This is a genomic window from Corynebacterium sp. HMSC077G07, assembly GCF_001809225.1.
GTDB lineage: Bacteria > Actinomycetota > Actinomycetes > Mycobacteriales > Mycobacteriaceae > Corynebacterium > Corynebacterium jeikeium_D.
In genome coordinates, this window is sequence record NZ_KV796535.1 from 68,480 (window position 1) to 82,438 (window position 13,959).

Here is a 13,959-nt window from a genome sequence, read left to right on the forward strand (position 1 = left end):
AAGCCGACGAAGCCTGCCCAGCCGGAAAAGCCAAACCACCCAAGCACCCCAGCGCAGTCTGAGGACAACCCAGCCATCACGACTACTGCCGGTATTGCCGGCAAGGCTCTGGTTGAAAAGGGTGCTGTCGTCATCGACACCGTGCACTTCACTGGCCTGAAGCCGGGCACGAAGTACACGTTGACCGGTGAGCTGATGTGCAAGGAGACGGGCAAGTCCACTGGCGCTAGGAGCCGCCTGCACTTTGTGCCGACGGCATCCGCCGGCACGGTTGATGTTCCGATCATCATCACCGACGGCGACTGCGCTTCTCAGGTTGCCTTCGAGACTCTGACCGATGCCAATGGCAAGGAAGTTGCTGTCCACAAGGACATCAACTCTGCGGAGCAGACTGTCACGAACGGCAAGACCCCAGAGAACACGCCATCTGAGCAGCCGAAGGATGAGGGCAAGCAGGGCACGCCTAACGACGATTCCTCCGCACCGACCAGCGACACTGCCACCCCGAACACTGTGATTAATCAGCACTCGGAGCAGAACAACACCAACGTCACCATCATCGGAGGCACTGGCCAGGATAAGCAGAAGAACCACGGAAAGCCGTTGGCTCCGAACTCGGAACGACGTGCAATTAGTTCGGTTCCGTCTGGCCCGACCGGTTTGGCTACTCACGCTCTGCCGACGGTAGCCACCAACTAAGGAGATTCCATGACCGATCAGTTTGGCTCGGACGAGACCGGAAAGGAACCTGGAAATGCTCCAGGTTACGAGCCCGGCATCGATCCGGAAACCGAAACCGGCGCACTCGGCCACGTTGATCCGTTTGGCCAGGATGAAGACCAGGCCGACGGCCAAGCCGAAGACCTACAAAGCGTGCCTTGGTGGAAGCAGCCAAGAATGTATATCGCCGCTATCGCATTAATCGGCGTTATCGCTCTGCTGGTGATTGGCCAGATCAATCGCAATGATTCGACGCTCGATGGTGCGCAGGAGAATCTGCCCACTCCAGCACAGGGTTCTCGGGGAGCTGTGCACGAGATGGAGATGCTCATTGATGGTAAGTCGGCTCCGATTGATTTCGTTCAGCTGACTGATCAAGGATCTCTGATTCCACCGACCGATGTTTCGCGCCTTGGCTGGTACTCGGCTTCCGCAATCCCAGGTGAGAAAGGTGCAGCTGGATCGTCCGTCATTACCGGTCACGTCAATGAGGTGGACCAGGGCGATGGCTACGCTGCACGTTTCGCTGACCTGAAAGCTGGTGACACTGTCACGGTGAAGGTAGATGGCGAAAGCCGAGACTTCACCGTCAGTCACGATCCGATTCAGGTGGTCAAGGGCGCTCAGATGCCCGAGGCTGTCAACGATGCAGTTGGTGAGAACCGCTTGGTCCTCATTACCTGCGGAGGCGAGTTCGTCGGCGGCACGTTGGGATACGCCGACAACATCATCGTCGAGGCCACTCCAGTGCGCTAATCCAGTGCGCTAGGGCACTAGGGCACTGGGGCGCAGCCTCAATTCATTGACCAATTTCATTGGCTGCGGCTGTTGAACGCCGTCGAACAACAGCGGCGCCGACAGTCGCAGAAAACACAAATCAAATCTGCAGAAACCCTGCAGAAACACTGAAGATAAGGAAGGTACCTATGAGCATGTTGAAGAAAATCGGTGTCTGGGGTGTGGGCGCACTCGTGCTTGCCGCTCCGGTTGCTACTGCCGCACAGGCGGTAGCTGCACCTGCAACCTCCGCTGACACTGCAGTTGTCGCTCCGGGCAAGGGCGGATTCCTCCACTCGGGCAAGCTGGCCGTCAATCGCTACGTCTTCGAGCTTGAGCATCGCGATGGCAAGGACTACGTCAACATCACCTTCACCGGTGACCACAGCGCTGACGTGCAGATCATGCCGGATGGTATGACCCCCGAGGGCAAGAAGAAGGTCGATCAGGTTGGTGACGTCCTCAAGCTCAACGGCTACAACGATGTTCACTACTGGGCGGTTCTCTAAACGCCTCTTGTGACGCCACAGCGCGCCCCGTGTCGCTTACTGTCTCTGTGCTTTTACAGGTCCTAGCACAAGGCGGTGGGTCGCGGGGCGTTACTTGGTTTTTGAGGGTGTCCTTTTGCTTTCGCTTGACGACGTTGTCGTGACAGCAAATACGAGAAGGTTGATGAGCCCTCATTTGCCCGGCGTGCGCTGCGACGATAGCGGTAGGGGGTAAAAGCTATTGATACAAACCAACTGGTTAGCCCTGATTGGGGGAAGGGGGATAAATCGAGGAAATCTTGACGCTTTTTTGGGTGAATGGGCAAAAGCCCGTCGCGAACAGTGCAAAGAGCTATCGCGGAGGTAGTACGAAGTGTGAATGCGAAGGGTTTTCATGCCCAGGTGTCGCGGCCCGTTCTCCTTGGGGTATCGGTCAGATGCTTAAGCGGTTAAGTTATTTATAAGCGGTTCACTGAGCGCTGTTAACCGAGCGAGCAATGAGCTTGAGCTGTAATGTTTCGACATTCAAACATTAAAGTTCATAACGCTTAAGCTTAAAAGGTTAGACAAACTGGTCTTTTTCTTAAGGAAAAACTCAGTTTTGGCAAGTCGGGGAACGTTGGTGTCGCCGTCTGGAGTGAATCGCGAGACGTATTGAAGCGTGTCGCTTCATTTTGGACTTCTGTAAAGGACCTGTTTTCGTGAATAAGTTCTCCCGTACCGCTCGTTCGGTAACTTTCGCTGCCATCGTCGGTCTGTCGATGGGTGTCTCCGCCCCGGCTGCAATCGCTCAGGAGGATCCCTCCATCAACCAGGCTGCTGGCGACTCTCCACTGGTGAATAAGAACGCCAAGGGCTCGCTCACCATTCACAAGTTCGGTAACCCGACTGGTGAAGGCCAGCCGTCTGGTACCGAGGCTGATATCAAGGATGTTGAGGCCAACGGTGGCCAGAAGCTTGAAGGTGTCGGCTTCACCGTTTACAGGATCAACAAGACTGCAGATGGCAATACCGACATCGATGTCACCACTAACGAGGGCCTACTGGCTGCTTCGAAGCTGAAGGCATCTGACTTCTCTCAGGGCGCAGCTCTCAAGGGTGACCTGCCTGCGGGTGTCCTGTCGGAGGTTGCATCCGGTAAGACCGGCCCAGACGGCAAGTGGAACGTTGGCACGGAACTGCCTCTCGGTGCTTACCTGGTTGTTGAGACCGGCCCGAAGGAAGGCTATGACCCGGCTGTTCCGTTCATCGCTTTCGTTCCGATGACCGCGGATAACGGTGGGGATAACCAGGGCACTAGCTGGAACTACGATGTCCACGCGTTCCCGAAGAACTACAAGGACGAAGAGCCGGACAAGACCGTCAAGGACAAGGACCAGAACGCTGGTGATGAAAACCTGGTCTACACCGTCACTGGTACTGCTCGTCAGCTGAAGCCGGGCACGGAGCGCACCCAGTTCCAGATCACTGACGAGATTGACTCGAAGTTGGAGATCACCGACGTGAAGGTGACGGTCGCTGGCAAGGAGATCCAGCCGACGCAGGATGTTGATGGGAAGTTCTTCGAGGGCAACAAGGTCGACGTCGCCCTGAATAAGGAAACTGCTAAGTCCCTTAACGCGGGTGACAAGGTCGTCGTTACCATCACCACCACGCTGAAGCCTGAGTTCAAGGAAGCTACCGATATCGCGCCGAACAAGGCTCTGGTCTTCCAGAACAACCCGGATGGTTCTCAGAACAGCACTCCGAAGGAGACTCCGGAGGTCAAGACCTACTGGGGTGGCGTGCAGTTCAAGAAGGTTGATGGCGACCGCAACGCTCTGGAAGGTGCCGAGTTCCAGATTGTCCGCCAGGCTGCTGGCCAGAAGTGCTCCGACATTGACACCACCAAGAAGGACTCCTGGACTCCGGTTAACGGCCAGCAGGGTGACGAGGTGAAGACCACCTTCGTCTCTGGCCAGGACGGTATCGTCAAGATTACCGGTCTTCACGTCAACGACTTCGAAGACAACGCTGAGGTTGTCGAAGGCGAACAGTCCCACTACTGCCTGATTGAGACCAAGGCTCCGAAGGGTAAGGAGCTGCTGCCGGAGGCACTCGAGTTCAAGCTGGTTGCTAAGCAGACTGCCCCGGAGCGTGTTTACGAGCTGGCATCCGTCCAGGTCGGCGCTAACCCGGGTGAGGTTGTTAACTCCGACGACCCCCCCCCGAACCTGCCGATGACCGGTGGTGCCGGTGTCGGCATCCTGGCTGCTATCGGTGCAGCTATCGTCGCAGCTGGTGCATGGTTCGCCCGCCGCGGTTCCAAGAACTAAATCCGAGTAGAGGCTCGGTCACTGGAGCGCCTTAGCTCCAGTGTTGCGGGAATAGCGTGCGTTCAACAGCGCACGCGATTCCTGCAGTTTGCGCATCACTGAAATTACTGTTGCGGCCTTTCGATGTGCTCTTTTTCAACAGCAGGCATCTCCATGCCTGTGAGAAAGAGAAAGGCCACATCCCTTTTTGATTGACTTCTTGGGAGTTCCTCCGTGGGTAAACACTCTGCGTCGACTCTGACGCGGGACGCATCAGCTGAGCAGCCTAATCAGCCTGAGCAGGCGAAAAAGAACAGCATGGTTCTCCCCGCAATTCTGGTGATTGTGGGTTTACTTGTGATGCTGTACCCGGTTGTCTCCACGGCATTGAATAACTACGGCACCTCTAAGGCGGCCAAAGAGTTCGCCAAGCTGGAGAAGTCCGTACCCCAAGAAGTTAAAGATGAACAGTGGGAACGCGCTCATTCTTACAATGAGCGCCACACCACCGGCCCGATCCTGGACCCGTGGCTTAACGAAATTAATGACCACAACCCCGAGTACGCCGCTTATCTCGATCAGCTAAACGCTACCGACGTGATGGCGCGTCTGATTTTCCCAGAGATTCAGGCCGACCTGCCGATTTACCACGGCACCAGTAATGAGGTGCTCGCCAAGGGGCTCGGACACCTATACGGATCTGATCTTCCAGTCGGCGGTGTTGGAACCCACTCCATCATTACCGGTCATACCGGACTTACTAACGTAACGCTCTTCGATAACCTGCGGAAAGCAAAAGAGGGAGACGCCTTCTATATCCAGGTCGCAGGTCACAAGCTGAAGTACGAAATTGATCAAATCAAGGTTGTACTTCCGCACGAGACCGATGATCTTCGTCCCATTGAAGGCCAGGACTACGTCACCCTCATCACTTGCACTCCTTACGGGATTAACACGCATCGTCTGCTAGTGCGTGGGCACCAAGTGCCGATGGATCCGTCGGAAAGCAATGTCTTCGACCAAACGCACGGAACTGGATGGCAGTGGTGGATGTATGCCCTGCTCGTAACAGTGCTTGTGCTTGGCGCGGGCTTTGCGTGGTGGCTCTGGCGCCAGCGCCTCGACGCCGACGAAGAGCTTGACGACGACGCTGAGAACGCGGACGTCGAGACTGCTGATGGCGACGCAGACAGTGATGAACTCGCTGACGGCAGCGAATCGGCATCCGAGGATAATAACAACACTTCGTGGTGGGAAAACGACAATGAATAAATATTTGACATCCACCTGGAACCGGATAGCTGCGTTCTTAGCTGCCTGCGCTCTGGTTGCAGTGATGGGTGCAATCGGCGCGAATGACGCCAACGCGGCCAGGATCGTTGGACGCGTGGATGCTCCGGGCGTTTCAGCAACGAGCGGCACTGACATTGTGCGAATTACCTTGAGCCCAGGAAATCCTGACGATGATAATTCGTCGGCATCGGGCTCTATTTCTGGCGTGACCATTCATCTGGAGCGCCTCAAGGGAATCTCGCCGTCTAGCCAGCAGGACCGCGAGAAGGTGGAAAACGCCACCCCGGCTGAGCTTGCCGAGTGGCCAAAAGACCTCCACTTCAGCCAGGTCACTGACGAAAACGGCTCTGTTAAATTCAGTGACCTGCCGGAGGGTATTTACCTTGTGACCTCGACGGCTCCGAACGACAGTTACCGGGAGATTAACCCCTTCTTGGTATCGGTGCCTTTCTATGGCGCGGACTATGACTCCACTCCGGTAGAGGGAGTCATTGTGGCGAAGTCGCATAAGCCGGGGGAGACACCACCACCGTCGACGCCTCCGACCACTCCGCCGAAGACTCCTCCGACAACGCCACCGGGAACACCGCCGACTACGCCGGGAACATCTACCCCGCCGAAGACGCCGCCGACAACGCCGACAACACCGGGTGAACCGGGGACTTCGACTACCCCTACGACACCTGTTGAGCCTGGTACCTCGACACCTTCGGGGTCGTCGGGTTCATCCTCAAGCTCGGGAAGTAGCGGAGGGTCCGGCTCCTTGGCACTCACCGGTGTGCAGGTAGCAGGTCTGGTAGCCGTTGCTGCTGCACTAATCGGCGGAGGATTCGTCATCATCGCCGCTAGCAAGAAGAACTCAGAAAGTGGGAAGAACTAATGTTTTCGACAACATTCCGCTTGCCGGATTCAATGCGAACTACGCTTCGCATGTTCTTGGCTGCTTTGCTAGCGGTAGCTCTCGTTGTCAGCGGTCAGGCTTTTGCTCCCAACGCGCCGCAGGCGCAGGCGCAGACGGAGGTCATCCCGACGTCTCCGCCGAAGTACGAGTTTAAGAAGATCAAGACGCGACCGTATCCAGGGAATCCTGAATTCGAGTTCACCGTTGACAGCGACTCAACAATTGACACCCTCGAATTCCGGATAGATGGTAACGAATGGGTGCAGGACTATAGTTTGACCATTAATGGCAAGTCTATTCCATCGCAGTTAGCGTCTACGGGCCAGAAGCGGGCTCCATTTGACATTGTGCATAGTGGGCTTAATCAAACGGTAAAGGCGGGCGACAAGATTAAGTTGAACCCGTATTTTAACAATTTTCAAGGAGCGACTGGTGAGGTGGCCCTGACCCTTCGTGGCACTATCGCTGATTCCACTGAGCCCACCGACCCAAGTGAGCCAACAGATCCGTCAACTGACCCGACGGAGCCAACAGATCCGACTGAGCCTACCGAGCCGGAGGATCCGGAGCCAGAACCTGGAACGGTAACTCCCGCGGACCCAGCCCTTGTCGATCCCGCGACTGCACCGGAGTGCGTGGAGAAGGCTTACATCAATATCCCGGACACTAAGGGTGTTGATTACTACCTCAACGCAGAGAAGAGGCCGGCTGGCCCCCATGTCTACGAGCAGGATAAGCCGGGGACGGTCAAGGTCACTGCAGTGGCACAGCCAGGGTTCAAGCTCGCTCCGAACGCTCGTACCGAGTGGACCTTCAATCTGAGCGGCGAGGTAAAAGACTGCTCAGATTCTTCCGAAGACCCTAAGCCACCAGCTGTCGAAGGGCGTCACTTTGATGCCATCGGTCACGAGTTTGCAGTTAAAGCTGACCCAGTAGATCCGAAGAACCCCAATGCCTTTACGGCTAAGGTGACTGAGGAATCTCACATGAAGTACGCAACCGTGCGTATCGAGACTGACGCGAGCTTCTTGGATCCGCAGAAGTACAACCTCACTCTGGACCAGATTGAGCCTGGTGTGACATTGCAGAAGCGCAACGTCAATATTGGCAACGGCTTCATCACTATGGACGTCGTGCCGGTGAAGGATGGCAAGCCGGTCGACTCTGCCGTTGTGCCGAAGGATGCGGTTTTCACCTTCACAAATAATCTCTCGCAGAACAAGAATTTGAAGGTCACTCTTGATGTCTACGGAGAGAAAAAGGACGAGCAAAAACCACCAGAGATTATCTCGCCACCAGATGGAGCTAAGTGGGTCCATGGGCGAGTCCCTAACCCGCCGATGCCACAGCGTTGTGGTCTGCGCGTTGCCGTAGTGGCTGACCTTTCGACATCGCTTAATTTCGCTGATTCAAATGGTTTCACTGAATCGAAGCGTGCAGCAAACGCTTTGATTGATTCGCTGGCCGGAACACCCGCCGAGCTCGGTATCTACAACTTTGCTACTCGAGCTCCACAGGCGGGAGCTGGATCAACGTATGGTCAGAATCCTCCGTATATCTCGCTGCAGTCCGATCAAGGCGTTTCCCGTGCGAAGAACATTGTCTCCAACTGGAACGGTAGTGGCGCTACTAACTGGGAAGCCGGTCTGAAGCAGGTCGCGGCCGGAAATTATGACGTGGTGTACTTCATCACTGACGGCATGCCGACTCTTTCTTCTTCCTTTGATCGGCCGAAGAACGCTGGTGGTTTTGTTCAGGCATCTGCCCTCAACGATGCAATCAAGGCGTCGAATGAGCTCAAGGCAGCTGGAACCCGAGTTGTCCCTATCATGGTGGATTTGACACTTGGTGGTGAGAAAAGAGCTCGATTCACAGTCACAGAGGATTATGTCCTTAAGGATGTTCGTGAATGGCAAAGACGCGATGATCCGCAGGAACCCGGCTTGTATTACCGAATTTGGAAATCACCCGATAAGGCGAGGTACATCGGCTCTAAAGATGACACTGCCAACTTCAAATGGGCCGTTGAAGGAGGTCAAGTAGATATTCTGGAGAAAAAGCCGGAGAAATATTCTGCTGACTATGTCAAGAGCGATATGGCCAAGTGGACCTACGGAACCCGTTCTGTAAAGACTATGGGTGAGGATATCTCCGGTACCGGAGACACCATCCGAGTTGAGCAGTACTCACAGCTAGCCGCGCAGATGAAGCAAATTGGTGAAGAACTTGCTTCTCGCTGTAATGGCGTAGTGAAGGTCAAGAAGAGGATTGTCGATGAAAACGGCAAGGTTCTCGAAGACGGCGCCCCAGGTTGGGAGTTCACCCTGTCCGCAAATAACAATGTCATCGGTTCTGGTAATGGCCCGTTGGTTCACCAATCGATGAAGGTGACCTCCGGATCCGAATCCGATAAGGGTACGGCATCGTGGAACATTGAAAGCGAGCGTGAGCAGTCGCTGGTTCTGACCGAAACGCAGAAGCAGGGTTACACCCTGTTCCGTCGCGGGGACACTTTGGATTCCACCGGTGACTTCAACGCTGTGTGTACTCAAACCCGCGACGGGAAAACCTCACCTCTCAAGGTGGAAAATGTGGGCGAGTTCGGTTTCCGCGTAAAGATGTCGGAATCCAATAAGGTCCTGTCTTCCGTCTCCTGTGTCGTCGATAACTACGAAGCGCCGGACACCAAGCCGGGCAAGCTGACCTTGGAAAAGGCGGAGTATGTCGATGGCGAGGGAGTCAAGGTTCTACCGGGACTCGGCGGTGCGACCTTCGATATCTATCCTTCGGCTGGTGGTCAGCCGGATTTCAGTGGAGGACCGGTCTACACCATCACGCCTGATCAGAAGTCGATTGAAATCACTGAAACTGGCACTTTCTACCTTGTAGAAACGATGGCACCGGCAGGCCTCAGCCTGCTGCCAGAGCCGGTAGCTTTTGAAATTTCAATTGACCAAGAGACTAAGGAGTACACCGTCTCGGTGGTAGGTGGCAGTAGCCCGCTTATCAAGGCCGAAGGCTCCGGTGAACTCATGATCATGCAGGTGACCGACACCAGGACAGGTAAGCTGCCAAAGACCGGTGGAAACGGAGTTCTTCTCTGGACACTGTTTGGTTCGGTAATCGCAGCCTGCGGTTGGTTCTGGGCTCGGCGACAGCAGTCCTAATAACAAGGAATGGGTTCTGTGCAGGCGACTGCACAGAACCCATTGGGCTGTAAAAAGACGTAGGCTCGTTTCCCTCCCATCAGGAAGCCCTGGTAGATAAAGCCCTCTTACCAGGGGGAATTAGCGGTGATATAGGAACCAAGCTGCTGTCCGTTCCCATCGATGATGTTCCAGGTAGTCGATACAACACCGACAGCGCCTTTATCCGGTACCCACACTGGCCCTCCGGAATCGCCGCGTTGAGCGTGTACGTTTTGAACCTGTAGAGCATTGTCGTCGGTTTTGTATGCATCTCGATCAGCAGCTAAACCGCAGGAAACTTTCCCCGTGGTGTTTCCGTAGATGCAGACAGTCTCGCCTGTTTGAACATCTGTGGGGGATAGCATTGAGTCGCCCGAATACGAATTCTCACCTGCAGTAGCGGGGTCGTCAAGCGAGACAACTCCAATATCGTTCCCCGTATCTAGTGAATGGTCATATGTGGGAGACGGTTGGAAAACTCCAATTTTCTGAAAGGTCCCATCCGTCACTGTGTCTCCCTCTTGTCCACAATGACCTGCTGTGTAGATTTGCGAATTGGTCTTGTCGACATAGCCAGCCGTACAGACACTAGCTTGTGGTCCATTAGCGTGAATGATGACAACCGGATCGCCTTGATTAATGGTGGCGGCGTAGGCCGGTAGTCCGGTTGTAGCGGTGATAACGGCAGTGACAGTGAAAATCCATGAAGGTCTATTCATGGGGAAATCTGCTCCTCAGTGAGTTGGTCGGTGGTGGCCCAAAACAAAGCTAATCTCGTCGGAAAAGATGGAACGTATGCGACCGGGCAGTTCATATACCCGTTTCGTATCGCGAATATAAGGAAATGTATAAAACTATCAGTTAAGGCAGAACCTACGCTCAACTTGGAAATCATGCTCGATAGCGTGACAAAATGGGGTAGAAGAAAGGTCAACGACCATCGGGGGAGCGGGCCTGAACAGCAGCCGAGTCGCCGCTGGCACTGTCGCCGTCGTCAAGCGCGGCAAGCAAATCGCGGCGCGCACGGGTTCTGACCGTGGTCGGCATTAACATTCCGCTGAAACGTGGAATCTCGCTGTAAGCTGCCACTCGTTATACAAAGTTGTCGAATTTGTTAGCAAACGGCTGGCACGTGGGGGTTCGTTCGTGATGTCAGAACGGGAAATGAGAGGTCATATCCTGCCGCCAAGCAGGGATAATCTAGAAATTTCAGAGCTCTCCGTGATGCCGGGGAAGAAAAGCACATCAAGTCTGTAATCCAGTTCTCTAAGAGACTTTCATAACGAAATCCCTGCTGGAGGGGCACTCACGCAGTCATGTACTCCTAGCCGCCCTGCAGGTTGCCTGTTGCGGCTATAGCATCGGCATTGTCCAGACATTTCGTCTACAACACTGAGAACAGGAACGGCACATCATGGCTGACAACGCAAAGAACACTGCTAAGAACACCCCGGCAACTCAGGCTGGCTCGGACTCCGCGAATAAGGGAACCGGCCACGGCCACACTTCTATCGACGACAGCGTCGTCTCCAAGATTGCGGGCATCGCTACCCGCGAGGTCTCCGGTGTCTATGACCTTGGTGGTGGCATGGATCGCTTCGCTGGCTCCGTCCGTGAGTTTGTCTCCGGCGGCAGCGCCAACGTGTCCCAGGGAATTGCCGTTGAGGTCGGCGAGCGCCAGGCTGCAGTCGACGTCACCATCATTGCCGAGTACGGTGTTGCCATCCACGAGCTGGCAGAGGCTATCCGCCAGAACGTCATTAGCTCCGTTGAGCGTATGACCGGCCTCGAGGTCACTGAAGTCAATGTTGATGTTTCCGATGTTCACACCGACTACCAGACCCCGCAGGAGCGCGAAGAAGAGGCCGCTAAGCAGCGCGAAGAGCAGCGCAAGGCCATCGCGGCTGCTAACGAGCCCAAGGAGCAGCCACGCGTTCAGTAGTTAACAACTATTGCGCGTCGAGGCCGGGCAGAATGGGCAGTTAAGCCCGCATAAAGGGGAATTTCATGTTCGATAATTACACAAAGACCTTCGCGACGATTGCCGTTGTCCTGTGCTTCGCCGCAATGATTGGTGGTTTCACGGGCTTTCTTGCGGTTATTGCCTTCGGAGGTCTGGCCGGTGCAGCCGGTGCGGTACTCGATGGCAAAATCGATGCGCCCGAACTCAACCGTAAGTTCAACCGAGGAGGCCGCCGACGGTGACTATCCACGTTCCAGCAACGCGTGGCACCACCGTCGTAAGCGAAAAGGCAATCCGCCGCATCGTAGAGATGGCCGTGCGCGCGGTTCCCGGCACCCTCGACCAATCCCGTGTGCTAGGGCGCGACTATCCAATTGTCTCTATCGATAGTGAGATTGCCCCTAGCTCTGCCACTACAAACGTCGTTAGTGCAGTTCGAGTCACAGTTCGCGCCGTTGCATCATGGCCGGCGCCGACAGCGGAAATTGCGGTGCGCATTCGTTCCAGCGTTGCCACCTGGCTCGCTGATATGGCCGGTCTTGAAAATGTCACCGTCGATGTTGACATCGACAGCGTCGAACCCGGGCACGTGCGTGTCACCCGACAGGACTTAGCGTACTTTTCAGATCACCCGCAGTTGACAGCTGTCCGGGTTAACCAGCAGGTAGTGACCGCCCCGCAGGTGCGGCGGGTCCCAGAAGTGCGGTCCATCGCCGTGCCGCCGCCGCAGCCAGTGCGCAGTATTTCAGTACCGCAGCCACAGTCAGTGCGTAGCATTCAGCCGGTGACACCGCAGCTGGTACGCAGCGTTACTCCGCCGCGTCCAGAACGAGTACGCAGTGTCCCAGCACCTGCTCCACAACCGATGCGCTTCATCACGCCGCCGAAGCCGCAACCAGCTGTGGCTATTAAGGCACCAAAGCCGCAACCGGCCCGTCGCGTTGTTGCGCCACCGCCGTTACCAGTGGCCCGTACCTCGGCGCCGAAGCCGGTACAGGTGCGTCGCACACCAACTCCACGGCCAATACAACTGCGAAAAGTCGCAGCACCAAAGCCGACGTCCTTGGTGCAGGTGAGTGTCCCCCGGCAACCAAAGCTGCGTCCGGTACGAGTGCCGTCGCCACGCACAATTAACGTTAAGACGCCACGACCAGCGCTACTACGGCCGGTTAAAGTGCCGCGTCCAACCCGGTTGAAACAGGTTCGCGCACCACGACAGGAGCAGCTGCGCCCGGTATCCGTGCCACAACCACGTACCGTGGTGGTAAGCACGCCAGAGCCGCGCCCACTGAAAAAGATTGAGGTGACACCCTATGACGCCGACTGAGAGGTCATCGGCCGCGGTGGTCTCGGACGAGTTAGTCGAAACTCGCCAGGGACGTGACCCGCGTCAATCACCAAAGGTCCGCGGGCTGGGAGTTTTTGCCGGTCTGTTGATGATTGCAGCGGCCATAGTCGCAGGTAGAGAAGCAATCATTAGCGCCAATAGCTCAGGTGACACCTCATGGTTACAACCGGTATTCGACTGGTTCAGCAACCCACAGGGCTCAGCCGCGTCATGGGTGTTGCTCCTCGTCGGAATCCTCGCTGCAATCTATGGGCTGGGACAGCTCATCGCGGTGTTTCTTCCCGCCCCGCGCCGGTATGTACGCGTCGATGACGATGGCAACCTGCCAGTGTGGATGCATGAGTCTGACTACCAAGAAATCCAGAATGGCACGGCACTTGCTTCCGGAACTCACGGTGGATACGAAGGTGATGACAAGTGAAAACATCAGTAAGCGTATTCGACCGAATTGTGTTGTTCCTCTTCTCAGCGCTGTTACTACTGGTAGCAACATGGGCGATTGCTAGCTACTTCGATGTCGCTCCTGCACAGTGGCTTCATGACACCGGGCGGATGGAATCCTGGGGAAAAATACCTGAGCAAAGCTGGTATGTTCCCGTCCTCGGTGTAATTACAGCGATTCTAGCGGTGGTCGGCTGCAGCTTGGTGGTCGCTAATCTGCGATCACACCGGTTCAGCACGGTTTCCGCATCCGAATCACAGGAAAAGTTAGGAGAGATTTCGCTGCCGGTCGCCGATGTTGCCGATGCGGTGTGCACCGATCTAGAGCGCAACGCCCACATCAACCAGGCGGATTCACGGGTCTACCGGGATAATGGAATCCCGACGTTAGAAGTGACTGTGGCGATGCCGCCGCAGGCGAGCCTCCCCGCCGTTGTAGCTGCCCTGAAAAACGCGGAGCGTGAAATGCGTGATGCCCTCGGCCATGCGGATATCGCCTCGACCTACAAAATCGAACTGGACCGTTAGTTAGCCTCGCGGGAGAGA

Annotated in this window: 14 protein-coding genes; 12 read left to right on the forward strand and 2 right to left on the reverse strand. The window is 55.8% G+C overall.

Features of this window, described 5'->3' with window-relative positions; translation table 11 throughout:
* From HMPREF2562_RS06035 to HMPREF2562_RS06065, 7 genes are all read left to right on the forward strand, one after another.
* On the forward strand, positions 1-699 hold a 699-nt coding region (locus HMPREF2562_RS06035; protein WP_168162078.1), incomplete at its 5' end, for a VaFE repeat-containing surface-anchored protein.
* A gap of 9 nt (positions 700-708) precedes the next feature.
* On the forward strand, positions 709-1,476 hold the full coding sequence (locus HMPREF2562_RS06040; RefSeq protein WP_070549761.1) for a class F sortase: 768 nt from the start codon (positions 709-711) through the stop codon (positions 1,474-1,476).
* 170 nt (positions 1,477-1,646) lie between these two features.
* Positions 1,647-2,006: a hypothetical protein gene (locus HMPREF2562_RS06045; RefSeq protein WP_070429229.1), complete on the forward strand. Its 360-nt coding sequence runs from the start codon at positions 1,647-1,649 to the stop codon at positions 2,004-2,006.
* Positions 2,007-2,686: 680 nt separating this feature from the next.
* Positions 2,687-4,300, forward strand: a complete 1,614-nt coding sequence (locus tag HMPREF2562_RS06050) for a SpaH/EbpB family LPXTG-anchored major pilin (RefSeq protein WP_070549762.1) — start codon at positions 2,687-2,689, stop codon at positions 4,298-4,300.
* 237 nt (positions 4,301-4,537) lie between these two features.
* Positions 4,538-5,551 carry a class C sortase gene (locus tag HMPREF2562_RS06055; RefSeq protein WP_246819338.1) on the forward strand — a complete coding sequence of 338 codons (1,014 nt, stop codon included), beginning with the start codon at positions 4,538-4,540 and terminating at the stop codon, positions 5,549-5,551.
* Entirely contained in the window at positions 5,544-6,452 is a 909-nt protein-coding gene (locus tag HMPREF2562_RS06060; RefSeq protein WP_070549764.1) for an isopeptide-forming domain-containing protein, read from the forward strand. The genes HMPREF2562_RS06055 and HMPREF2562_RS06060 overlap by 8 nt, the downstream gene beginning before the upstream one ends.
* Positions 6,452-9,640 carry an LPXTG cell wall anchor domain-containing protein gene (locus HMPREF2562_RS06065; RefSeq protein WP_141744779.1) on the forward strand — a complete coding sequence of 1,063 codons (3,189 nt, stop codon included), beginning with the start codon at positions 6,452-6,454 and terminating at the stop codon, positions 9,638-9,640. The genes HMPREF2562_RS06060 and HMPREF2562_RS06065 overlap by 1 nt, the downstream gene beginning before the upstream one ends.
* 107 nt (positions 9,641-9,747) lie before the next feature.
* Here the strand turns inward: HMPREF2562_RS06065 and HMPREF2562_RS10750 are convergent, their stop codons facing one another.
* Both HMPREF2562_RS10750 and HMPREF2562_RS10945 read right to left on the reverse strand, forming a co-directional pair.
* A complete protein-coding gene (locus HMPREF2562_RS10750; RefSeq protein ID WP_083229193.1) occupies positions 9,748-10,380 on the reverse strand; it encodes a trypsin-like serine protease in 633 nt (210 codons plus the stop codon).
* Positions 10,381-10,591: 211 nt separating this feature from the next.
* Positions 10,592-10,750: a hypothetical protein gene (locus HMPREF2562_RS10945; RefSeq protein WP_168162076.1), complete on the reverse strand. Its 159-nt coding sequence runs from the start codon at positions 10,748-10,750 to the stop codon at positions 10,592-10,594.
* A 325-nt stretch (positions 10,751-11,075) separates the two neighbouring features.
* On the opposite strand from HMPREF2562_RS10945, the gene HMPREF2562_RS06070 reads away from it, so the two are divergent.
* The 5 genes from HMPREF2562_RS06070 (at position 11,076) to HMPREF2562_RS06090 (ending at position 13,941) form a co-directional block, all read left to right on the forward strand.
* On the forward strand, positions 11,076-11,603 hold the full coding sequence (locus HMPREF2562_RS06070; RefSeq protein WP_016421902.1) for an Asp23/Gls24 family envelope stress response protein: 528 nt from the start codon (positions 11,076-11,078) through the stop codon (positions 11,601-11,603).
* Positions 11,604-11,668: 65 nt separating this feature from the next.
* A complete protein-coding gene (locus tag HMPREF2562_RS06075; protein ID WP_005511694.1) occupies positions 11,669-11,866 on the forward strand; it encodes a hypothetical protein in 198 nt (65 codons plus the stop codon).
* Positions 11,863-12,951, forward strand: a complete 1,089-nt coding sequence (locus HMPREF2562_RS06080) for an Asp23/Gls24 family envelope stress response protein (protein WP_070549765.1) — start codon at positions 11,863-11,865, stop codon at positions 12,949-12,951. Before HMPREF2562_RS06075 ends, HMPREF2562_RS06080 begins: the two co-directional genes overlap by 4 nt.
* The gene (locus tag HMPREF2562_RS06085) at positions 12,938-13,393 is read left to right on the forward strand and encodes a hypothetical protein (protein WP_070549766.1); all 456 of its coding nucleotides are present in this window, start codon (positions 12,938-12,940) and stop codon (positions 13,391-13,393) included. Before HMPREF2562_RS06080 ends, HMPREF2562_RS06085 begins: the two co-directional genes overlap by 14 nt.
* On the forward strand, positions 13,390-13,941 hold the full coding sequence (locus HMPREF2562_RS06090) for a hypothetical protein (RefSeq protein WP_038627393.1): 552 nt from the start codon (positions 13,390-13,392) through the stop codon (positions 13,939-13,941). Before HMPREF2562_RS06085 ends, HMPREF2562_RS06090 begins: the two co-directional genes overlap by 4 nt.
* Positions 13,942-13,959 lie beyond the last annotated feature (18 nt).

Excerpts from the sequence above, each read along its gene's own strand:
- HMPREF2562_RS06075 (WP_005511694.1), top strand. The coding sequence starts at position 11,669 with ATGTTCGATAATTACACAAAGACCTTCGCGACGATTGCCGTTGTCCTG.
- HMPREF2562_RS06065 (WP_141744779.1), top strand. The coding sequence starts at position 6,452 with ATGTTTTCGACAACATTCCGCTTGCCGGATTCAATGCGAACTACGCTT.
- HMPREF2562_RS10750 (WP_083229193.1), bottom strand. The coding sequence starts at position 10,380 with ATGAATAGACCTTCATGGATTTTCACTGTCACTGCCGTTATCACCGCT.
- HMPREF2562_RS06085 (WP_070549766.1), top strand. The coding sequence starts at position 12,938 with ATGACGCCGACTGAGAGGTCATCGGCCGCGGTGGTCTCGGACGAGTTA.
- HMPREF2562_RS06070 (WP_016421902.1), top strand. The coding sequence starts at position 11,076 with ATGGCTGACAACGCAAAGAACACTGCTAAGAACACCCCGGCAACTCAG.
- HMPREF2562_RS06045 (WP_070429229.1), top strand. The coding sequence starts at position 1,647 with ATGAGCATGTTGAAGAAAATCGGTGTCTGGGGTGTGGGCGCACTCGTG.
- HMPREF2562_RS06040 (WP_070549761.1), top strand. The coding sequence starts at position 709 with ATGACCGATCAGTTTGGCTCGGACGAGACCGGAAAGGAACCTGGAAAT.
- HMPREF2562_RS06060 (WP_070549764.1), top strand. The coding sequence starts at position 5,544 with ATGAATAAATATTTGACATCCACCTGGAACCGGATAGCTGCGTTCTTA.